Origin of the sequence: Chitinophaga sp., from assembly GCF_035538455.1 — a bacterium.
Lineage (GTDB): Bacteria > Bacteroidota > Bacteroidia > Chitinophagales > Chitinophagaceae > Chitinophaga.
In genome coordinates this window covers 1-24,219 of the sequence record NZ_DATLKJ010000077.1, presented here as the reverse complement: position 1 = coordinate 24,219, position 24,219 = coordinate 1, and the positions used below count along the sequence as shown (strand labels likewise).

At 51.2% G+C, this 24,219-nt stretch carries 5 protein-coding genes; all 5 read right to left on the bottom strand.

What is annotated here, in order from left to right:
* Position 1: 1 nt before the first annotated feature.
* Positions 2 to 3,391 (bottom strand): non-ribosomal peptide synthetase, encoded by a 3,390-nt coding sequence (locus VM802_RS08705; protein ID WP_325529443.1) that lies wholly within the window; start codon positions 3,389 to 3,391, stop codon positions 2 to 4.
* Entirely contained in the window at positions 3,388 to 9,063 is a 5,676-nt protein-coding gene (locus VM802_RS08700; RefSeq protein ID WP_325529442.1) for a non-ribosomal peptide synthetase, read from the bottom strand. Before VM802_RS08700 ends, VM802_RS08705 begins: the two co-directional genes overlap by 4 nt.
* A 37-nt stretch (positions 9,064 to 9,100) precedes the next feature.
* Positions 9,101 to 13,555, bottom strand: a complete 4,455-nt coding sequence (locus tag VM802_RS08695; protein WP_325529441.1) for a condensation domain-containing protein — start codon at positions 13,553 to 13,555, stop codon at positions 9,101 to 9,103.
* Between the two features lie 24 nt (positions 13,556 to 13,579).
* Entirely contained in the window at positions 13,580 to 23,383 is a 9,804-nt protein-coding gene (locus VM802_RS08690; protein ID WP_325529440.1) for a non-ribosomal peptide synthetase, read from the bottom strand.
* Position 23,384: 1 nt separating this feature from the next.
* A partial coding sequence (locus VM802_RS08685) for a non-ribosomal peptide synthetase (protein ID WP_325529439.1) occupies positions 23,385 to 24,219 on the bottom strand: 835 nt, incomplete at its 5' end.

Here is a 24,219-nt window from a genome sequence, read left to right as displayed (position 1 = left end):
ATTAAATGATTAAACTGCCTGCAGCTGGTTCATTAGCGTAATTTGTTTCCAGCGATTGTCTCAGGCGCAGCTTTCTGTTGATATCATGGGCGATCTCTTCAATGGTGGCTTTGTTGTACATTTCTTCCAACCGTATTGCCACATTGAATTCCTGGTGGATCTGTGTTCTGAGGCGGATAGCGCTGAGGCTATGTCCTCCCAGTTCAAAGAAATTATCCCGGATACCTATTTTGTTTTTTCCCAGCACCTCCTGCCACATGGCCACCAGTTTTTCTTCCAGCTCATTGCCCGGTGCAACGTAAGCGGCAGCAGAGGCAGCGCCAGCGCCTGCAGGGTCGGGTAACCGGTGACGATCCACTTTACGATTGGTATTGAGCGGAAATTCTTCGAGCTGTACATAATGGGCGGGCAGCATATATGCGGGCAGAGAGTTGCCCAGGTAGCTACGTATATCCTGTACCGTTAGTATTTCCTTTGCCGTGAACCAGGCTGCCAGTTCCTTATCTCCGGAGGCGCCGGTGCGGATGAGCACTACCGCGCCCGTTATCAGGGGATGACTTTGCAGGGCCGTTTCGATCTCACCCAGTTCGATACGATAGCCACGTAGTTTCACCTGGTTATCGCGGCGGCCGAAGTAGTCCATGTTGCCGTCAGCAAGCCATCTGCCGGTGTCTCCTGTTTTATACATTTTTTCGCCTGGCCTGAATGGGTCCGGAACAAAGCGTTCTTCCGTGAGTGCGGGGTTGTTGAGGTATCCCCGGGCCAGCCCTGCGCCGCCGATATATATTTCTCCGGGAACGCCCAATGGCAGCAGATGAAGATGTTCATCCAGCACGTATAAGCGGGTATTGGCAAGGGGCAGGCCGATGGGTATACGCGGGTATTGTGTGACCTCTCCTTTCATGAGGCGGAAAATGCTGGTGCAGATAGTAGTTTCCGTAGGCCCGTAACCGTTATAATAGGCGCCATATTTTGCAAATTCCTGTGCATCTTCTACAATCGCTGCTTCACCGCCTGTTATGAGTTGTGTCATGCAGCCGATCTTTTCTTTCGAGAGCAGCCTTGAATAAGCAGGAGGAAGAAAAGCGGTGGTGATGGCATGTTCACGGATATATTCTTCCAGCATGGCGGGATGCTTTCTCACGGTGTCGTTGACGATATAAACAGTTCCTCCGGATGCGAGCACGACAAAGATGTCCCATACAGAGGCATCAAATGAGGGCGATGAAAACTGAAGGCCCCTGGCTCCTGCAGCCACACCGAAAACGTCGCGCATTCCCAGCACATTATTGAGGAAGGCGGCATGTTCTATTACCACGCCCTTTGGTAATCCTGTGGAGCCGGAAGTATAGATCACATAAGCCATGTCACGGGGGGATATTTTTACATCGAGGGGCGCATCTGTGTCCAGGGATTCCAGCTGTTCATCTATGATGAAGAGGTGGCCGGGGAAGAAGCCGGCATCCTGTGCGTGCGATCTTTGTGTGATGAGCGTGCGTACACCTGCATCTTTCAGCATATATTCCTTGCGGGCCTGCGGATATTCATAGTCTACGGGAAGATAAGCGGCGCCAGCTTTCAGCACACCCAGCATGGCGATGATCATGAATGCGGATCTGTCGAGCATGATGCCGATGCATTCATCTGCGCCGGCCTGGCATTTGTTTTTCAGGTAGGCAGCGAGCCGTTCTGAGTAAGCGTCCAGTTCACGATAGGTCAGTGTTGTTTCTTCATATACAGTTGCCGGGTGATCAGGTGTGCGTGCGACCGTTTCCCTGAAAAGGCCGACCAGGTTGGCCGCTGTGTAGCCGGCCGTTGTGTTGTTGAAATCGTGCAGGAGTTGTTGCCGTTCGGCGGCGCTCAACAGTTCCAATTGCATCAGCGGTTGCTGCGGAGCTGCTACAGCGGCTTTCATCAACTGGCCGTAGTGGGCGGCCAGCTGCTGTATAAAATCCCTTGTATAGATGTCCGTATTGTAAATGAGTTCCAGCTGCAGTTCTCCGGGCATTTCGGTGAAGCTGAACATGAGATCGAAAGGTGCGGTTTCACTCCTGACGGCGTTATAATTTCCGATCTTCAGGTTTCCTTGCTGTGGTTGTTCAGCTGTAAACTGTTGCAGGTAAAGAACGGTGTCAAAAAGTGGGTTGCGGCTCATATCGCGGGGGAGCTTCAGCATATCCACCAGTTCATCAAAGGGGTAAGCCTGGTGATTATAAGCATCCAGCGTTACCTGTTTCACTTCTTCCAGCAGTTCCCTGAAGCCAGCCTTGCCGCTGAAGCGCGTGCGGAGCGCCAGTGTGTTCACATAAAATCCTATCTGCCCTTCGAGGTCGGGATGTTCGCGGCCCGCCATTGGTGTGCCGATGATTATATCTTCCTGTTGCGTGTAGCGGTAGAGCAGTGCTTTTGCGACTGCCAGCAGTCCCATAAAAAGCGAGGCGCCGTGTTGTGCGCATTGGTCTTTCAGGGCGAGGTAGTCACCTGCGGGAAGCTTCATGCTCACGCTGCTGCCATTGTAGGTTTTGACTGCGGGGCGTATTTTATCCCAGGCGAGGTCGAGTACCGGCAGCTCTCCGCTGAACTGTTCCATCCACCAGTATTTGCTTCTCTGCATGGCATCTTCTTTCAGTTGCGCTTCCTGCCAGGCGGCATAGTCCCGGTACTGGATACGCAAAGGCAGAAGCGGAGCTGTGAGGCCATTTGCATATGCGTGGTATAATTGTAACAGTTCATTGATCAGTACACCCATTGACCAGCCATCACTGATGATGTGATGCATCACGTAAACGAATACACGCTTTTCTTCCTCTACGCGTAACAATTCCGCTCTCAGCAGCGGCCCGCAGGAAAGATCGAAGGACCAAGAGAATGCGCACCTGACGAGGGTTTCAGCTACCTTCGGGTGTGTTTCTGCTCTCAGGTCATGCCGGATGATGCTGAACCCCGCTGTGCCGGGCGGGAGGATACGTTGTTTCGGGATGCCGGTGCTGTCTTCCTCAAAGATGGTGCGCAGGCTCTCATGCCTGGCTATCAGCGCATGGAAAGCCTGTTCCAGTGCGGCTTCATCGAGGGCTCCTTCCAGGGTGCAGACTCCCGTCATATTGTAACCGATGCTTGCTTCTCCCAGCTGACTCAGTATCCACAGGCGTCTCTGTGCTGAAGAGAGTTCATAGCAGGCTTTTTCCTCTGTGCGTGGTATGGCGGCCATCAGGTGCTGCCTGTCGTCTGCGGCTTCGAGGTATCCGATCAATGCAGCTTTATTCTCCCTGATCTTACTGATCACTTCAGGAGTAATATTTTCCTGCGGCCCGGAGATCTTCAGTTCTCCCTGTTGCAGATGCACGTGGATGCCGAGGCCGATCAGTTCATCTATAAGTGATTTCAGTTTCATATGGTGACTGTTATATTTCCTTCTGAGACGGTGTTTTCGCGCCGGGCAGCCCATTTTCTTCTTGTGATCTCTTCTGCCAGCGCAGCTATGGTAGTATTGCTGAATGCTTCTTCAATCCTGATATCTACTTCCAGGTCTTTTCTTATCATGGACAGTACCCTTACTGCCGTGAGGCTATTGCCTCCCAGTGTAAAGAAGTTGTCTCTGATGCCGATCTTTTCCCGGTTAAGCAACTGTTCCCAGATCCGCACGAGCGCTTCTTCAGTAGCATTACCGGGCGGTTCGTAGGCAGTACCGGTGTCCATCTGCGATACGGCCATGTTCAGTAATGCTTTGCGATCGGTTTTACCGTTGGGTGTAAGCGGAAATGATTCCAGTTGTATGTACTGGTCCGGCAGCATATATGCCGGGAGGAACTGGCTGAGGAATATTCGTATATCCGTTACATTGAGAACGGTTGCTGCTGTGATGAAAGCTACCAGTTGGGGTTCTCCTGAAGCGGCTGGTCTTACCAGCACGAGTGTGCTGTTTATATCCGGATAGCGCTGTAATGCAGCTGCTATTTCACCCGGTTCGATACGGTATCCGCGGATCTTCACCTGGTCGTCGTTCCGGCCGATGAAGCTGATATTGCCATCGGGCAGCCGCCGGCCAAGATCGCCTGTTCTGTATATGCGCTGTCCTTCCCTGAAAGGATGCGCAACGAATCTTTCTGTGGTGAGCTCCGGTCTGTTGAGGTACCCCCTGGCGACTCCTTCCCCGGCAATACAGATCTCCCCTGCGATACCTGATGGCGTCAGTTGCTGGCGGCTATCCAAAATAAGGATCTGCTCATTTACGAGGGGCTTGCCAACAGAGAGGGCAGCTGCGTTATTGATATGCAGCGAACTGCTCCAGATTGTTGTTTCCGTAGGCCCGTAGACGTTCACTACCTGTGTTGCATGAAGCGATCTGAGGATACTGTATAAGTACGGGGACATGGCCTCGCCGCCCACGAGCAATACTTTCAGCAGTCCCAATACATTGATGGCTCCGGGGTCTGTTTCGAGCAGCTGCATCAGCCTGGAAGGCGTTACCTGCAATGCGTTCACACGACCGCTACTGATGTATTGCAGAATCTGCACCGGATCTTTCTCCGGTATCAGCACCGTTCTGATTCCGGATACCAGCGTACCGATCAGCTCCAGTACTGAGATATCGAATGTATAGCCGGTAGTAGCTCCCATTACAAGATCCGGTTCCAGGAAGAAGCGCGGGCGCATATTTCTGAAAAAGGACATTACATTACGGTGTTCTATCATCACCCCTTTGGGGTTACCGGTAGATCCCGACGTATAGATTACATAGGCCAGATTTCCGGGGGCTATGACCGCCGGCGTATATGCCAGACCGTTATTATCCGGCAGTGCTTTTAGTTCAGCCAACAATGCTTCATCCAGCAGTATGCGGCTTCCGCTGTCGGCCAGTACGTATGCTACCCGCTCTGCAGGATAATCCGGGTCCACTGGTATATAGGCGCCGCCGGCCAGTAATACGCCCAGTATGGAGATTACCATCCATTCATTACGCGGTAGTTTCAACACCACCAGCTCTTCGGGCGACAGGTGGTATTTGTCTTGCAGACGGGCGGCCAACTGTGTTGCCTTTGCGTATAACGCCGAATAAGTCAGGGATACATCTCCACAGACAAGGGCGGTCTGGTCCGGCATTTTCTTCACTTGTGCAAGGAATGCAGCGGTAATAGAAAGCGGCGTATCAATAGATGGAATACTCTCCGTGTCTTCCTGTAATTCTTTTCTCTCTTCCGCAGCCATATAGCTGAGCAGCTGAAGCGGCCATAATGGCTGATCTGTTGCTGCCATCACCAGCTGTTCCAGGTGCTGCACCAGGCGTGACACGGTATGTTGCGTATATATATCGTCTCTGTATTCAACGCTCAGGAGGAGTTCCTCTCCTGCTTCGACAAAGACAAATGTCAGATCAAACTTGGTTACGGCCTGTTCACCTGAAGGCCAGGCATTTACTGTGAGGTTGTGGAGGCGCCGTGTTTCCCGGTTATGATCCGCATCTGCATTCTGCAGGATCATCATCACGTCAAAAATGGGGCTGCGGCTTGTATCCCTGGGTGGTTGCAGTGCATCCACCAGCTCATCAAAGGGATAAACCTGGTGCTCGAACGCATCGAGTGTTACTTGTCTTACCTGCGCTAACAGGTCACTGAAAGTATCATCGTTTCTGAAGCGTGTGCGCAGGGCGAGTGTATTGATGTAAACGCCGATCTGTTCTTCCAGGTCTGCATGTTCCCTGCCTGCTACGGGCGTACCGATGATCATATCATCCTGTGCAGTATAGCGGTGAAGCAACATCTTCAGTGCAGCGAGCAAGCCCATAAAGAGGGTGGCGTCAGCAGCTCTGGATATGGATTTCAGCCTGGATAGCCAGGTGGCGCTGAACGTTTTCTGAACGATGCTTCCGCTGTATGTTTTCACTGGCGGCCGTGGATAATCTGTCTGCAACCCGATCACCGGCAATTCGCCGGACAGCTGTTGCAGCCAGTAATTGCGGTGTGCAGCGGCTCCCTGTCCTTTCACCAGATCAAGCTGCCAGGCAGCGTAGTCTTTGTATTGGATCTCCAATGGTTGCAGGGCAACCGGCTCCTGGTTCACCAGGGCATTATAACATTGGAGGAGTTCATTGATCAGTATTCCTGTTGACCAGCCGTCTGTGATAATATGATGCAATACATAAGAGAACACCCATTGATCACCGGCCAGCTGGTACAGGGAGATGCGCATCAGCGGGCCTTCAGCCAGGTCGAAAGGCGCGGTATGTTCCTGTATCATCCATCTTTCCAGCAACTGCCGTTGTTCGTCTGCATGCCGCAGGTCATGGCTGTTCATGCGGATGCCTGTCCTGTCGATGGGGAGGATACGTTGCACAATATTGCCATCCGGATCTTCGGTGAATGTGGTTCTCAATATTTCGTGGCGGTCTGTCAACATGCGGATAGCCGTGTTGAGCGCCTCGTGGTCCAGTTTTCCGCTGAATATACAGGCACCGGGAACATTGTAGGCTATGTTAGCTTCGCCAAACTGGCTCAGTACCCAGATCCTTTGTTGCGATGGCGATACCGGATAGTATTCCTGCTGTGGCACCTGTGGGATGGCATAGAAAGTTGTTGCGCTGCTCTGTGAGATAAGCGCTGCCTGCTCCTCCACTGTAGCTACTGTAAAGAGTAGGCGCAGCGGCAATTTCACGCCGAAAGTTTTATGTATGCGGCTTGAGAGACGGGTTGCTTTCAGGCTGTCGCCTCCTACTTCAAAGAAGTTGTCTTTGATCCCCATTCCCTGATGACCAGCCAGCTCCTGCCATATCAACAACAGCTGTTCTTCTGTTTTATTACGGGGAGGGATATACGAAACAGGCGACCGCATGGTTGTTATTTCCAGTTCCTGTAGTTTCTTGCGGTCTGTTTTCCCGTTGGGCGTGAGCGGCATGGTTTTCAGTTGCACGAAATAAGCAGGCACCATATACGCGGGTAGCGAATTGCTGAGATGCGCGCGCAATGCGGCTGTTTCCAATTCTCCCCGGCTGGTGAAAAAAGCGGCTAACTCTTGTCCGGCACCGGATACATGGACTATCACCGCTGCCATATCTACAGCAGGGTGACGTTGCAGCGCGCTCTCTATTTCACCCAATTCGATCCTGTTACCAAGGATCTTTACCTGATCATCACGCCGGCCGTAAAAGGCTATATTGCCATCCACGAGGTAACGGCCTATGTCGCCGGTTCTGTACATGCGTACATCCTGTTCATCCCTGAAGGGGTCTGTCATAAATGCGGCGCGTGTCTTTTCTTCATTGTACAGATAACCGCGGCCGATGCCATCTCCGGAAACGCAGATCTCTCCTTTCACGCCTGCGGGGCACAGCTGCATATCGTCGTTCACGATGTAGATGCGAAGGTTCTGTACTGTTTTGCCGATGGGTACCCTGGAGGCGCCATCCATGTGATACATTACGTGATGTGCAATATCATCTGATGCCTCCGTAGGGCCGTAAGCGTTTACCAGCGGACGACCGGGGAACAGGTTAAACCAGCGCGTTGCCAGACCAGGCTTCAGTTCCTCCCCTGTGACAACCATGTACGTGAGCGTGTCAAGCGGGTGTAAGTCGCCGTTATCTTCCAGCTGGTCAAGCATTGCGGAGAGGTAGGAAGGCACTACTTCGAGTATGGTTGGTTTATCGCGTTGCAGTGAGGCGATGAAAGCGCCGATGTTGAGTACAAGGTCTTTATCGTATACGATGACCGTTCCACCGCAGATCAGTGCGGCCAGGAACTGCCAGACAGATATATCGAAGCTCTGAGACGCGTTCTGTATTACAACAGATCCTGCGTGAAGTCCAAGTACATCTATCTTTGAAAACAGGTGATTGAGCATACCCATGTGCTCTATCATCACCCCCTTGGGCTTACCGGTGGAACCGGAAGTATAAATGACGTAGGAAAGATCCCGGGGACCGGGTTTCAGCGTACTGTTCCCTTTTGCGTATTCATCACGCGTGGCCATAAAACCCGCCAGTAATGCATCATCCACAACAACCTTACAACGACTGTTGCCCACGATATAACTGATCCTGTCTTCGGGGTATTCAGGATCTACCGGCACATAAGCGCCGCCGCTTTTAAAGATGCCCAGTATCACCACCAGCATCATATGGCTGCGATCCAGGCGTATGCTTACCAGGTCATCCGTTGTTATGTTCCATTGTTTCCTGAGATAATCAGCAAACTGATTAGCGAGGGTATTTAATTCTTCATAAGTAAGTTTGCCGGCATCGTATACCACGGCCGTAGCATGAGGCGTTTCAGCAGCCTGTTCTTCAAACAACGCTACCACTGTACGGTCTTTCGGATACAGGCGTTGCGTGTTGTTAAAGCGTGCCAGCATTTGCTGTTCGAGATTTCCTGTAACGCTCAGGGTTGACACCGGTTCGTAGATATGCGCAATTATCTCTCCTGCCAGATGTCTGAAATTATCCAGGAATAACGTCATCCACTCATTACTGCAATAGTCTCCCGGATAAGTTACCTGTATGGATGGCGTTGTGACATTCTCTGTCACTATAAAAGAGAACAACGGATCATAGCCGTCCATCCGGTCAGCAGGCGTATTGACCGCGAGGCCAGTAGTTGTAAGGGCTGCCAGCTTTTCTTCTCCAATGAATGCTGCGATGTCGTTGTAACCGGCTGCGTAGGGAATAGCTTGCAGGATAAAGTTTTTGTTGGCAGCAAATATTTCCTTGAATGAGGCGGAGGTATTGACAGGCGAAGAAAAAATGATGTAACCTTCAGGCGTCCCGGCATTTGCCAGGAAGATGATTTCAGTGTGGTTAAAATACCTGTTCAGCAGCAGGCTGAAAATGGTAGCGTAAAAATTGTATACGAGTATATCGGACTGGTTGCACAATCTCCTGATTTCTCTGCAGTGCTGTTCGTCCAACGGACAGACAACGGTCGCAACGGCAGGCGCTTCCGGAAGGCCGGCGGATGCAAGCTCCTGAAAGTCGTACCGGTTGATATTCCCGGAGGTATGGGTAAGCCAGAAGTCAGCAGCTAACGCTTCTGTTTCCAGTGAGCGTTCATCTGTAGCTGGTATTCTTTTTTGCATGTAGATGATTTTAAAAGCGACGTCTTTTTTATCGGGGTTAAAAGGCTTCCTGCGTGTCAGCGTTGTGAAGCCCATCCAGTGCGAGTACTTTTTCTGTTTCCAGTTTGTAGTCAAGCTGATCTATGCGTATATCACCGTTATAACTGGCGGTAACATTAGCGATCAGTTGCAGCAAACGTTTTTTCAGCAGCAATATGTCTCTTTCATCAAAGAGGTCAGTATTGTAAGTGATGGCAGCGAATATTTCGTCTTCCGCCTGCTGGAAGTCGAAGCTGATATCGAAGATGCTGACATTGCGTTCCTGTGTGAAAGGTTTTACGGTAAGGCCTTCCATCTCCTGTTCTTTTATCTCTTCCACGTGTGTCTGCCATTCCACCAGTATATTGAAAAGGCCGGGACGTGATTTATCTGTTCTGTAGCCGATGTCATTCATCAATTGGTCGAGCGGATACACCTGATGTTGCATGGCTCCCAGTACGGTGTCTTTCACGGCCGCATACAGTTCTGTCAGGCTCATGTTGTCTGTTATTCCGGTCACGAGTGGGAGATTGTTCAGGTACAGGCCGATCTGGTTTTCCAGCTCCTGCTGATCACGGTTGTTAAAGGAGGCGCCGGTCATTATCGTGCGCTCGCCGGTATATTTATGTACCAGCAGCTTGACGAACAGCAGTAGCGACATGAAAGTTGTTCCATTTGCAGCCCGGGTGATTTCCGCCAGTTTCTTTGTAGTGACAGCGTCGATAAAGAAGGTATGTTGTTTACCCTTATAAGAGAAAAAGGCGGGGCGCATTTTCCTGGAGAGGTCCATCAGCGGGATGCCATTCCGGAACCTGTTCATCCAGTAATCCCGGTGCTGATTTATGGATGTGCCTTCCAGTTGTTGCTGCTGCCAGCCTGCATAATCCTTATAATGGAACCTGAGGGGTTTCAGCGGGCTATCCTGGCCTTTCACCAGATGGTTGTATAGTTGCAGGAATTCTGTTATCAGTACACCCATAGATGCGCCATCACTGATGATGTGGTGCATTACATACAGGAATACCCACTGGCCTTCCGCCAGGTGAAACAGGTGGGCACGCAGCAGCGGGCCTGTTGTCAGATCAAATGGCTCATTACATATCCGGTATATGAGGTTATTCAATGTATCGTCCTGTTCGTGTATATGCCGCAGGTCGTGCAACCCTTGCCGGAAGGGAATTTCCTCCGGTGGCAATACCCATTGCCGGATCATGCTGTCCTGATCTTCGCGGAAAACTGTTCTGAGAATTTCATGACGTTCTATCAACGCATTGAGCGTCTTCTTCACTGCATTCATATCCAGCTCTCCTTCCAGGCGGAATGCGCCGGAAGTGTTATACCCGGTGCTCCCTTCTTCGAGCTGGCTCATTACCCAGAGGCGCTGCTGCGATGAAGACAGGGGGTAACCCGCATCGCTTGCAGGCAGTGGCGCAATAACATCCGGCTCTTTCGCATCCTCTTCCCTGGCCAGCAGTGTGGCTATCTCGCCTGCTATCTCTTCCAGCACAGGACGATCGAAAAGACTATCCAGCTTGTAGTTTACCTTAAATATTTTCCCTATCCTCGAAAAGAATTTAATGGCGTTGATGCTATGTCCTCCTGACGAAAAGAAGTTGTCTTTAACGCTCACCCGTTCCACATTCAGTACTTCTTTCCATATGCGGGCGATTTCCTCTTCTACCTGATTACGGGGAGGGATATATGCATCTGCTGTTTCCGCCAGCTGTTCATCATATTGCGGAAGCGCTTCCCTGTCCATGCTGCCCAATACCACTACCGTACCATCGGCTTGCCGGAAACCGGCATCGTTTGTCCGGAACAGACGGGATGAAGGCAGGAAGGGGTCTTGTACAAATCTCTCTGCAGTCAGTTGTGGATGGTGGTGATACCCATCTGCCAATCCTGTTCCCCCGATGTATATTTCGCCGGGCACTTCTGCGGGCAGCAGGTTTTGGTGCTGATCCAGTATCCTGACAATAGCTCCCGCCTGCGGCGGGACTACGTGACGTTCATTGATCACCGTCAGGAGTTTACCCAAAGGTATTTCCTGATGGGCGTAAAGACTGTATACCAGTGGCGCATCGATGCGGCTGGTGATGTCAGAGGTTGGTAATGCTCCGCTGAAAATGAGGCAGTGTTCCGGTTTCGGTATGGGGATGTTGTTGTCATTTGCAGCCCTGATCGTTGTCATATCAGCGGCTTCTGCAGCGCTGAACATGTGCAGGGTTTCGCCGGAGAGCAAGGCGATGTAAAGCGCCGTCATTCCCGGCGCCTCTGCCACGGATGACATCAGGCCGAAGGTGGTACAACTGCGGATATTCGTGTCTGTTAGTATGCTGTAACATGCTTCCACTAAAGCGCGATGACTTACCATTACGCCTACCAACTGCCCGTTTACCGAAGTATACGATATGCAGGCGATGTCTTCCGGCTTACCGGTCGCGGTGAATTTTTCAGCAGGCTCGTTGAGTATATCCAGTTGTACGTCGATAGAGAAAATATTTCCGCCGTAATCTTTAAAGTCCGCGCGGTGATCCGTTTGTGTGATCAAGACTTTCATGCCGGCATCACTCATCATATGCGCCTTTTTCGCTGCCGGGTAGACGGGATCTATGATTACATAAGCGGCGCCGGCTTTCAGCACAGCCAGCAGTGCGATGACAAGGTTATCAGACCTGTCGAGCAGTATACCGATGATGTCGCCGGACTTTGTTTCATAGCGTGTTCCCAGGTAATGTGCAAGTTTGTCTGACTGGCTGGCGAGGTGGCGGAAGGTAATGCTGCGGCCTTCTGACAGGAGCGCGATATGGTTTGGTTTCTCCCGTACCTGATCATCGAAAAGTGCGGTCACTGTTTTTCCTGAAGGGAATTCCGGCACGTCAGCAGCAGCTTGCAGCAGCAGTTGTTTTTCGGCGTGGTCCAGGTAGTCCAGCGTGGATACAGGTTTATCGGGATGCGCCAGCGCGGCCGCGAGTAGTTGTCCAAAGTGGCGGGCCATCTGCTGCGCCATGCTTTCCGTGTATACGTCTGTGTTATATTCAAGATCCATCAGCAAGCCCCGGTCTGTTTCTGTAAAGAAGAATGTCAGATCGAATTTGCTCATCCCTTTTTCTGTCTCATTATACGGGCTTACCCGGAGGTTGCCGAGGTCCTGCAAGTTGCTGTTATCAGCAACGCCTGCGGTATTGTGCAAGTCTACCATCACATCAAAAAGCGGGCTGTGACCGGGGTCCCGGCGGAGGTCCAGCCCGGCGACCAGTTCATCAAAGGGATAGAGCTGATGTTCATATGCATCCAGTGTTACCTGGCGGATATGTGAAAGGATTTGTCCGAAGTTGTCTTTACCATCGAAGCGCGACCGTAAAGCCAGCGTATTCAGGTATATTCCTATCTGCCCCTGCAGATCGATGTGTTCTCTCCCTGCGACGGGCGTACCGATGATAATATCATGCTGCCCCGAATAACGGTACAGCAATATATTTACGGCAGTCAGCAATCCCATAAACAAAGAGGCGTTGCGCTCCTGCAATTGTATTTTCAACGCATCAGCGGTAGCCTGCGCAATGCTGCTATGTATTACGCTGCCGTTGAATGTCTTTACAGGCGGGCGTCTTCTGCCGGAGGGTAATTGCAATACCGGCAGTTCTCCTTTGAGCTGTCTGGACCAGTAGTTATGATGATACAACCATTTCTCACCGGACAGTTGTTGTTGCAGCCAGGCGGCATAATCCCGGTATTGAATGCGCAGCGGGGCGAGGCTATCGTCTTCACCAGTTACCGCTGCGTTGTAGCATGCGATCAGTTCCCGCACCAGTATTTCTATTGACCATGCATCCCCGATGATGTGATGCATTACGCAGGAGAAGATCCATTGATTGTCTGACATCCGCAGCAGCGAAGCATGCAACAGGGGCCATACTGCCAGGTCAAAGGCATAGTGGCTATCAGCGTTGACAAGGTGCTGTGCAGCCGTTGCGGGGTCCTGCTCTTTGCTCAGGTCATGACAGCTGATCTTAAACCCTGCGCTGTCTGGTTGCAGGATAAATTGTTTTATCTCTTCCTGCGTGTCTTTTCTGAAGACGGTCCGCAGTATTTCATGACGACGGATAGTTCTGTTGAAGGCCCCTTCCAGTGCTTCCGCATTCAGGGCGCCTTCAAACACATATTGCCTGATGATATTGTAAGCCCGGTTCCCGTCTTCCAGCTGGCTGAGCATCCAGAAGCGGCGCTGTGCGGGTGACAGTTCATAGCACTCCTGCTCCGGTGTTACGGGGATACTGCCAACGTTTTGTGCAGCGGCTGTATGTACGGACAGAAAGGCAATCAGCGCTTCTTTGTGTTGCCTGATCATACCAATCAGTTCAGCCGTCAGCGCTCCTTTGGGTGCATTCACCACCAGCTCTCCTTCTGATACGCCCAGCAGTATATTCTTTTCCGCTAAACTTAAGATCAGGTTATCGATCTTCTCCATCATGTATGGGTTTAATTGTTTCGGGTATTAGAGTCTGATGATCTCTCTCGATTCGTCTTCCATCTCAGCCTGTGACCTGGAATCTTCCAGCCACTGTTTCTTCCTTATTTCTTCACCCAGCGTATGGATTTCCGGTGACCTGAAGATTTCCTTCAGGCTGATACCCACGCCAATGACATGTTTTATTTTATTAGCGATAACCGTTGCTTTGAGGCTATGCCCGCCCAGCTCGAAGAAATTATCGTGTACGCCTATACGGTCTTTATTCAGTACTTCTTCCCATATTTTCACCAATGCTGTTTCTATTTCGTCCTGTGGCGGCGTATAGGATACGTTGGTTGCTGCCATCCCTGTTGCCAGTAACGGCAGTATCTTCTTGTTGACCTTACCGTTCTCGAGCAGCGGCATACTGTCGAGCTGCACGAATGCGGCAGGCACCATGTAGTAAGGTATCCTGTTACTGAGATAAGCGCGGATCTCTGTGGCGGTAAATTGTTTGTTGCCGCTGATATAAGCTGTAAGGCCGGTGGCTTCCTGGAAAAGTACCACGGCTTCTTCCAGCCCTTCGTGTTGCAGCAGGGCATTCGTTATCTCTGCTATTTCGATACGGAAACCGCGGATCTTTATCTGATCGTCTTTTCTGCCGGTTATCTCCAGCGTGCCGTCGGGGAGCCACCGGCCCAGATCGCCGGTTCTAAACATTAATGCTCCTTCTTCAAAAGGATTGGGCACAAACTTCTCAGCGGTAAGTGCGGGCTTATTAATATAACCTCTGCAAAGTCCGTCGCCGCTGGTGCATACTTCACCGATGACGCCGATGGGGCATAGCGATCCATTGGGTGACAATACATAGTTCCGGGTATTCTGAACCGGTTGGCCTGCCGGAATAGTGCTATGCATATAGTTACGCGGGATGATGTAGCTGTCCGTCACATCGGAGAATTCTGTCTGGCCGTAGGTATTGACGATCCTCATCTGCGGATTGCCGGCATAGCATCTGTCTACGAAGTGTGCATTCAGTTTCTCTCCGGTAAGGATCAATGTTTTTATATGCGCGGCCCTGATTTCTTTTTCATGGGAGAGGTATTCGTTCAGCTGTGACGGGATCACTTCCAGCATGTCGGCTCCCAGTGTTTCTGCTTTATGCAGCAGCCTGCCTACGTCTTTCAATTCTTCATCATCGCAGAGTGCTACGCAGCCGCCGGTTACCAGCGGAGCCCAGAGTTGCCATATACCACCTACGAAGTGGAGGGCTGAGTTATGGCAGATCACCGTGTTTTCATTCATTTCCAGCAGGTCAATTTTGCTGAACAGGTGATTGATCACTCCTCGGTTTTCCAGCATGCATCCTTTGGGACTGCCGGTAGATCCGGATGTATAGATTACATATGCGAGGTTACGGGGACCGCTGATACCAACAGGATTCACCACCGGGTATGTTCCGGCCTCGTTGAGGAAGCGCGTTAGTTCCTGTTCATCGATGACAACGTTGCAACCGCTGTCCTGCATGATATAGTCAATGCGTTCCTGCGGATAGGTTGGGTCCACGGAAACAATACCGGCGCCACTTTTCAGTACCCCCAGCATTGCAACGGCGATATGTTCGCTGCGTTCGAGGCGGATGCCGACGAGGCTGTCGGGCAGGATATTGTAATGTTTGCGGAGATAATGCGACAGCCGGGACGCCTGTTCGTTCAGTCCGCGGTAAGAAAGTTTGGTATCGCCGAAGATCAGTGCGGTGTTGCCGGGGGTAAGTGCGGCCTGGGTTTCGAATAACGCGGCCAGCGTCTTATTATCCGGGTATGATTTTGCGGTGTTGTTGAATGTTTCCAACAGGGTACCTTTCTCTTCCTGACTGATCATATCCAGCTGGCAGCCTGGCATATCGGGATGGGTTACCGCCTGTTCGAGGAGATTTTCGAAGTGTGCAGCCAACCGCTGTATGGTTTCGGGGTAGAAAATATCGCTGTTGTATTCGATCCTGGCCCTGATGCCGTCACTAGCTTCTGCAAAATCGAAAACGAGATCAAATTTGCTGCTGGTGTCTTCAGATTCGTAGGCACTCACGGTCAGTTCGCCCATGTTTTTCTGGGGCTGCGTGCCGTTCATTCCTGCATTCTGTAATACCATCATTACATCGAAGAGGGTACCGCGGCTTGCATCCCGCAGCAGGTTGAGGTCATATGCCAGTTCATCGAAGGGATACACCTGGTGTTCGTATGCACCCAGGGCCACCTGCCTGATATGCTGCAACAGGGTGTTGTAGCTGTCGGTGCTGTTGAATTTTGTTCTGAGGGCAATTGTGTTTACATAGAATCCTATCTGGTTCTCCAGATCGACGTGGTCTCGCCCTGCCACCGGGCTGCCGATGATAATATCTTCCTGCCCTGTATACCGGTTCAGCAATAGTTTTACCACTGCGAGCAATCCCATGAACAGGGTGGCGCCCTGTTGGTGCAACAACGTTTTTAAACGTCCTGTTACGGCAGGGTTGATGGTTTTGAAGACGGAGCCGCCGTTGTAGGTTTTAACAGAAGGACGGGGCATGTCTGTGGGCAGATTGAGTACGGGCAGCTCTCCGGTGAACTGTTGCATCCACCAGTTCCTGTGTTCCTGCTGGCTTCCATTTTCCAATTGCGCCTGTTGCCATACCGCGTAATCTTTATACTGGATGCGCAGCGGTGTGAGGCCGTCGTCTGTTCCGTTGATACGGCTGTTATACAACAGCATCAATTCATTGATCAGGATGAAGGTGGACCAGCCGTCACTAACGATATGATGGATCACAAAAACGAAGAGCCATTTTCTTTCCTCCATCAACAGCAGACCGGCACGCATCAATGGCCCGGCCGCAAGATCGAAAGGATGGAGTATTTCTTCCTGTACGATGGCCCGTGCTTTTTCGTTCTTATTATTTTCATGGCTGATGTCTTTCACTTCAATACTGAAGGCCATTTCTTCCGGCGTGCGGACCTGCTGCCGCACATCGCCTGCGCCGTCTTCTCTGAAAACAGTGCGCAGACTTTCATGGCGGGCAATCAGTTTATTGAATGCATACTGAAGCGCCACAATGTCCAGCTCTCCTTCGAACACATATACGCCGGGCATATGGTATGCCATGCTCACATCTGCAAACTGACTGAGCATCCAGAGCTGACGCTGTGAAGAAGACAGCGGATAAGCGTCGTCTTTTGCAGCCGGCACAATGGTGGCAAAGCTGCTACCTGTATCAAATGATAAGGCGGCAATGCCTTCGACCGTCGGGTTGGCAAACACGTCGCGGATATTCAGGCGGATGTCCATCTCCCTGTGCAGCCTGTTGATAAATGCCCCTACGGACAATGAGCTTGCGCCCATCTCAAAGACATCATCATGAATACCTATCTTCTGCACATGCAGGATCGACTTCCATATATCCGCAATTCTTATTTCGAGCGGAGTGGAAGGCGCTATATATGTTGCGGCGGACTGCTCCGCAGTATTTTCCGCCGGCGCGGGTAATGCCTTCCTGTTTATCTTACCGTTGCTGTTAAGCGGCATGGCTTCGAGCATCATGTACTGATTGGGCACCATGTATGCAGGCAGCGTTACACGAAGGAACTCCCTTATCTCCTGCCTGTCAGGTTCTTCCTGCTCCGGTACCAGGTAAGCGCAAAGCTGGTTGTTGTTGTCAGCATCCCTGAATATATCCACAATCGCTTCTCTGATACCCGGATGTTTCAGCAGGGCGCTTTCTATCTCGCCCAGCTCGACGCGGTAACCACGGATCTTCACCTGGTTGTCCTTTCTGCCCAGGAACTCCATGTTGCCGTCGGTAGCCAGCCGGCCCAGGTCGCCGGTCTTGTACATGCGTCCTCCCATGGAGGTGATGAAGGGGTCCTGTACAAAAGAATTCGCCGTTTTGACGGGATCATTGGCGTAGCCCCTGGCCACGCCAACGCCGCCGATGTAAAGCTCTCCTGCTACCCCTCTCGGTACCGGCATCAGCTGATCGTTCAGTATATAAAAAGTATTGTTCCTGATTGGTTTGCCATAAGGGATACTGCTCCAGTTTTCGCCCACAGCGTCCACCGGGTAGTAGTTGGACCATACTGTACCTTCCGTGGCGCCGCCAAGACTGATTACCGCCGCATTGGGGAACAGCCTGCGGATGCGGTCCGGCAATTGCACCGGTATCCAGTCGCCGCTCATAAACACCACGCGGAGGTCAGTTTGTGAGAAGCCTGAGCGCTCTCCTTCCAGTTCCATTACCAGATAGTTCATGGTGGTAGGCACGGAATCCCAGAAGGTAATACGTTCTTCCAGTAACAACGTTTTGAGCCGGCTCACATCCTGTACATCTTCCTGGCGCGCGATCACAATAGTGCCGCCAGCAGCGAGTGTGCCGAATATATCGTACACGGAGAGATCGAAGCACATAGAAGTGATGAACAGCAGACGATCGTGCGCCCCTACCTGAAATGTATCATTCACCCATTCCACGAGATTCACTGCGGACCAGTGTTCTATCATTACTCCTTTGGGTCTGCCGGTAGACCCTGACGTATAGATCGTATAGGCCAGTTGTTTGCTGTCAATCCAGCGCATCAGGTTTTCCCCACTGTAGCCGGCCAGCAATGTATCGTCCATCGTCAGCATATTCAGCCTGCCACTGTCTTCAAGGGGATAATGTCCATCTGTGAGTACGAGGGTCACTGCAGAATTTTCCAGGATGTATTCCTGCCGGTCTACCGGGTATTCCGGCTCTACCGGGACATAAGCGCCTCCGGCTTTCAGAATACCGAACATACCGATGATCATACTGAAGCTACGGGAAGCCAGCAGGCCTATATTATCGCCCTGGTTTACACCTTTTTCCACCAGGTAGTGCGCGAGCCTGTTAGCCCGTTCATTCAGTTCACTATAGGTTATATCCATACCGTCCTGCCGTAGTGCGATACCGTCAGGCGTTCTCTGTACCTGTTCCTCCAACAGGGCATGCAGCGTTTTTGATTCGTCGAATGCTTCGGCGGTGGCATTGAAATCGTATACAATCTCTATGACTTCGTGTTCGGAGAGCAGCTGCAACGATTTCACAGGGGTGTGCACATCAGCGGCAATCGCTGACAGTATGCGCACATATAACTCCGACGCATATACGGCATCTTTTTCATTGAAGTAAGCGGGTGAATATTTGATATTGACAGAGAACCTGTCGAGCGTTTTATCTACCTCTACATCAAAGAGGGTATTTGTCATCTCGAAGGATGTGCCCACGCCATTTTCATTCAACGCAGACTCCAGTGTGCGAAGGGTTGACTGACTGTTGATATCCTCGTAGGTATGGAAATCGGTATAGTTGAGTATTGTGTCGAAGATGAGGTTACCGGAGGTGGACTTCTCACCTATAATGGCTGCAATTTCACTCAGATGGATCTCATTGGGCCTGGCGGCGATCAGGTAGCTGTGCATCATTTCCAGGAGGGACAATATATCCGTCACCTCTTCAAACCTGATTCTGGCGGGTACTGTATTGAGGAAACATCCCAGGATATGTTCGCTGTCTTCAATCTCGGGGCGTTCGTGTGTAACCACGCCGGTTACGACATCTTTCTCGCCCGTGATCACATGCAGCAGCAACATATGCGCCGCCAGCGCGACTGATTTGAACGACAGTCCGCGTGCGGTGGCCAGCTCTGTGAGCTGTGCAAGCAGCGTTTCATCGATTACACGGGATATTTTCTTCATGCCACCCTCCGTACTGATAGCGAGGCTCCTGTGATTGAAGGGCAGTTTATTACGGGTGTAACCGTCCAGCAGCTGTTCCCAATAAGCATCAATTTTGCCGGACTTCCTTTTTCCTAACGAAACAGCACAGTAATCCTTATAGGAGTGTTTCAATGGCGTATAGGCAGCACCGTTATAATTGGCCAGTTCTGTTCTCATCACGGAAACGCTCCATCCATCCAGTAATGCATGGTGGAAGCTGTAGGTAACATAATAATTGCCGGGGCCCAGCTTAAACATCATGACGCGCCAAAGCAGATCACCGTCGAACTGTAACCGGATGCTGAGATCGGCATGTATATACTCCCGGATTTTCTCCGCCTGCTCGGCCTCCGTACAACCGGATATATCTTCATAACTCAGTGGTATGGGTATTTCGCGCAACACGACTTTCACGGGCTGGCTGAAACTGCCCATATAATATTTCGTGCGCAGCATCGCATGCCGTTGCACCATGTGTTCCATCCCCTTCCGGAACATGTCCAGGTCTTCGATATGCACCAGGTAGGAAAACTGATCGTAGTAAACAGGGTCAATCGTATTCAACATGGAAGAATAGATCATTCCCTGCTCTATAGGCACCACCGGGTAAATATCTTCATACGGCTCTGTGATCCGTTGTTTCGTGGCATTCTCTCTTTCCACCAGCGCGCTGACTTTTTCTATCTCCGCCCATCCTGCTTTCAGCCATGCGCTTACACTCTCCTTCTCCTGGTTACCTGCACTGAGATACTCAGCCAGATCAGCGATCACCGGCAATTCGTATAGCTTATTGATACTTATTTCAAGTCCCAGCTGTTTCCGGATCTCTATAATAAAAGTGACTGCTTTCAGGGAATCTCCACCGATAGCGAAGAAATTGTCCCGGATACCGATCCCGCTGCGTTTCAGTAGTTTTTCCAGCAATGCGATCAGCTGCCGGTGTATCTCACTCTCCGGCGCTTCATAGGTAGGAGCTGTGCTGCCATCCATATTTTTAGGATCGGGCAGCTGCCGTTTATCTACTTTGCCGTTGATAGTAAGCGGTATTTCGCTGAGCGGAACAAAATAAGCGGGAAGCATATATGCCGGGAGCTGACCTGTAAGCCAGGACCGCAGTTCTGTTGAGCCAGGCAATGCGCTTCCGGTTACGTAGGCTACCAGTTCTTTTTCGCCGTCCTCGTCTTTCCTGACCAGGACCACGCACTGGTCTATGGCTTCATGATTCAGCAGTACCCGTTCTATCTCTCCTGTTTCTATGCGGTACCCTCTGATCTTCACCTGATCGTCTGCGCGGCCCAGGTATTTTATCTGTCCGTCGGACTCCCAACGGGCAATGTCCCCGGTGCGGTATAACCTTTCTCCCTCTTTAAACGGGTTAGGAATGAACCGCTGTGCCGTGAGTTCAGGCTGATTAAGATAGCCTTGCGCAAGACCTGCACCGCTGATGCAAAGCTCTCCGTTGACGCCTACCGGGCAGAGACTGTCGCCGTCGCCAAGTATATAGATCTCTGTGTTGCTGATGGGGCGGCCGATCAGTACTTCTTCATTTTCTTCCAGCGGTTTCACCACGCAACCGACCGTTGATTCCGTAGGTCCGTACTCGTTATACACGATCATGTCAGGATTAATGCGCTTCAGGATGCTGACATGTACCGGTGTTACTTCCTCTCCGCCGACAATGGCGCTGTGGATGTTACCGGAAGATATTTCGAGGTGATTCAGCACATTGATATGTGAAGGCGTCAGTTTAATGCTGTTGATACCGCTGCCGGCGCTGAAGCTGTGGTTCAGTACAGACACGATGTGTTCCTCTGAACTGTATACGTGTATCTTTCCGCCGCTGGTCAGCGGGCAGAAAATACTGGTCACCGTAAGATCGAAAGACAGCGAGGTGAACAGGCCGAAATCCGGTGCAGGTTTATCTTTGAAATAATAATCGTTGGCCCATTGTATGTAATTGGAAACATTCCCGTGATTGAGTACACATCCTTTGGGGACGCCGGTAGAGCCGGAAGTGTATATGACGTAGGCCATGTGGTCTTCCTGTATAACGGCGTTTACCCGGTCTTTGCTATTGTTCAGCAGATCGAGCTGCGCATCGACGGCAAATACACCACCGGAATAGTACGACAGGTCAAAGATGTATTCCGTCTGTGTCAGCAGTACTTTTATACCGGTGCTTTTGATAATGTACTCCCTGCGCGATTGCGGGTATTCAGGATCAACCGGCACATATGCAGCACCTGCTTTCAATATGCCCAGCAGCGCTACCACCATCTTCTCTGATCTGTCGAGCATGATACCCACGAGCTGATTGGCTCCGGCGCCATAGCCATCCCTCAGATAGTTTGCCAGCTGATTTCCTTTTTCATCGAGCTCGCGGTAAGTGAGCTTAGTGCCTTTGCAGGTTACTGCAATGCGGTCAGGATGCTTTGCGGCCTGTTCTTCAAACATGGCCACCACATTCCTGTAACCGGCAAAGTGTTGCGGGGTGTTATTAAAAGTATTCAGCAAGCTGTTCTTCTCTTCTCCGCTGATACATGCTATGCGCCGGATCTGTGCAGAGGGATCAGCCAGGATGTTCTTCAGCAGTTCCCGGAAATGGCCGTGCATGTTATCGATCATTTCCCTGTTGTACAGGTCGCTGTTATATTCGAGTGACAAGTGCACACCTTCTTCTGATTCGATGAACATAAACGTAAGATCGAACTTACTCACTACGTGCTCTCCTACCGGGTAGGACATCACTTCCAGATCCCCAAACCTGTTGACGGTCTTATCTGCGCCTCCGCTTACGGTATCGTGATAATCAATGAACACATCGAACAGCGCGCTCCTGCCGGCATCGCGCTGCAGGTTGAGGTCCGTTACCAGCTCATCAAAGGGGTACGCCTGGCGCCCGTATGCATCCATCGTCGTATCTCTTACCTGCGTTAGTACATGATGATAGGAATCCGTTCCTTCAAATCTTACCCTGAGTGGCAGGACATTCAGATAAAAGCCGATCTGGCCGGCGAGGTCAGGGTGTTCCCTGCCGGCTACCGGGCTACCGATAATGATGTCTTTCTGGCCGGTATATTTGTAAAGCAGCAGATTGACCACGGATAATAATCCCATGAACAAAGTGCCGCCCTGTTCCTGCGATATACTGCGGAGGCCTGCACACAACTCCGGTGCGATCTTTCTTCTGATTACATCTCCGCGATATGTTTTAACAGCGGGCCGTGTTTTTCCCTGCAACTCCAGTACCGGTATCTCCCCGGCAAACTGTTGCAGCCAGTAATCCTTATGTTGTGCGAATGCGTTGTTGTGCAGCTGCTCCTGCTGCCAGTCAGCATAATCCTTGTACTGGATGCGAAGGGGTTCCGGTTGCAGGTTTTCGTTTTGCTTGCCGGCGGTATAAAATGAGAGCAGTTCCCGTATCAATATGCCCATGGACCAGGCATCACAGACAATGTGATGGATGGTATAGGACAATACCCAACGGCGGTCGTTCAAGCGGAAGAGGAAAGCCCTTAACAGCGGGCCAGCGGCGAGGTCAAAGGGCTTTACCGAAGCGTCTTCGAGGAAACGTTTCAGCAAATCGTCCTGGTTTTGTTCCTGGCTTATATCGTTAAAGACTAAACGAAAACTGAGTTGCTCCGGGCTGAGTATCACTTGCCTGACTTCTCCGTGTTCATTTGTTCTGAATACGGTGCGTAACATTTCATGACGCACGATCAGCTTACCGAAAGCATATTCCAGCGCATCCTTGCCGAGGTTTCCGTCGAATTGGAAAGCGGCGGTCATATTATAGGCAACGCTGCCTTCTTCGAACTGGCTGAGTACCCAAAGGCGGCGCTGCGCAGACGAAAGACGGTAGGAATCTCCAGTGGCGGCCGCTGTGATATGCATATGGGATACATCCCCTGCCTTTTTCAACAGGGCGATGATGTCATCCTTATATTGTTTCAGGAGTTGTTTATCCTCCTCCTGCAGTGCCTGAATATTTCCCTGCACTTTTAAATTCGTGGCGGTATCATCGAGTGAGAAATGGATACCTTTTGATCTGAAGGCGGATAATATACTGATGATAGTTTTCATACTAAAAGATTATTTCGTTTTGCCCTGATATGGATGTTTCCTGTGGATTTCCCATCCACATCATGGTGTCGATATAGTCGGAGAGATGTTCTACAGTGGGTTCTATAAAGAGATGTTTAAGGTCGATGCGGACGCCGTACACTTCCTGTATCCGGGAGATGACCCTTGTGGCTTTGAGGCTGTGGCCGCCCAGGTCCATGAAGTTGTCGCGGATACCGATGTTCCCGCAACCCAGCACTTCTTCCCAGATGGCTACCAGTTGCTCATCGATCGCATTGCGGCAGGGTACATATTCCGTCTGCCGTTGTGCGCTGATACCTTCACGGGGCAGTGCTTTCTTGTCTACCTTACCGTTGCTGTTCAGCGGGATGGTCTCCAGTTTTATCCAGTAGTCGGGCACCATATAGGATGGCAGCTTCGCAGACAGGTAAGCTTTCAGGTCAGTAGACGACAGTTCATCCTCTCCCACCCAGTAAGCCAATATCCTGTTCTCTTCGTTTACGGCGTCTACGATGGCTACGGCCTGTTCTACCCCGGAATGTTGTTCCAGCTGATATTGTATCTCTCCCAATTCGATGCGGTAGCCTCTTACTTTCACCTGGTCGTCTTTACGGCCGCCGAAGGCGACCAGCCCATCCGGCAACCAGCGGCCTATATCACCGGTGCGGTACATCGGCATACCTGGTATGAACGGGTTCTCAGTGAACTTCATTGCAGTCAGTTCCGGCTTGCCGTAGTATCCTTTCGCTACTGACTGCCCGCTCAGGTAGATCTCTCCGTCTACACCGACAGGTAACAGCTGCTGGTGATCGTCCAGGATATACAAATGCGTGTAG

Excerpts from the sequence above, each read along its gene's own strand:
- VM802_RS08690 (WP_325529440.1), bottom strand. The coding sequence starts at position 23,383 with ATGAAAACTATCATCAGTATATTATCCGCCTTCAGATCAAAAGGTATC.
- VM802_RS08705 (WP_325529443.1), bottom strand. The coding sequence starts at position 3,391 with ATGAAACTGAAATCACTTATAGATGAACTGATCGGCCTCGGCATCCAC.
- VM802_RS08700 (WP_325529442.1), bottom strand. The coding sequence starts at position 9,063 with ATGCAAAAAAGAATACCAGCTACAGATGAACGCTCACTGGAAACAGAA.
- VM802_RS08695 (WP_325529441.1), bottom strand. The coding sequence starts at position 13,555 with ATGATGGAGAAGATCGATAACCTGATCTTAAGTTTAGCGGAAAAGAAT.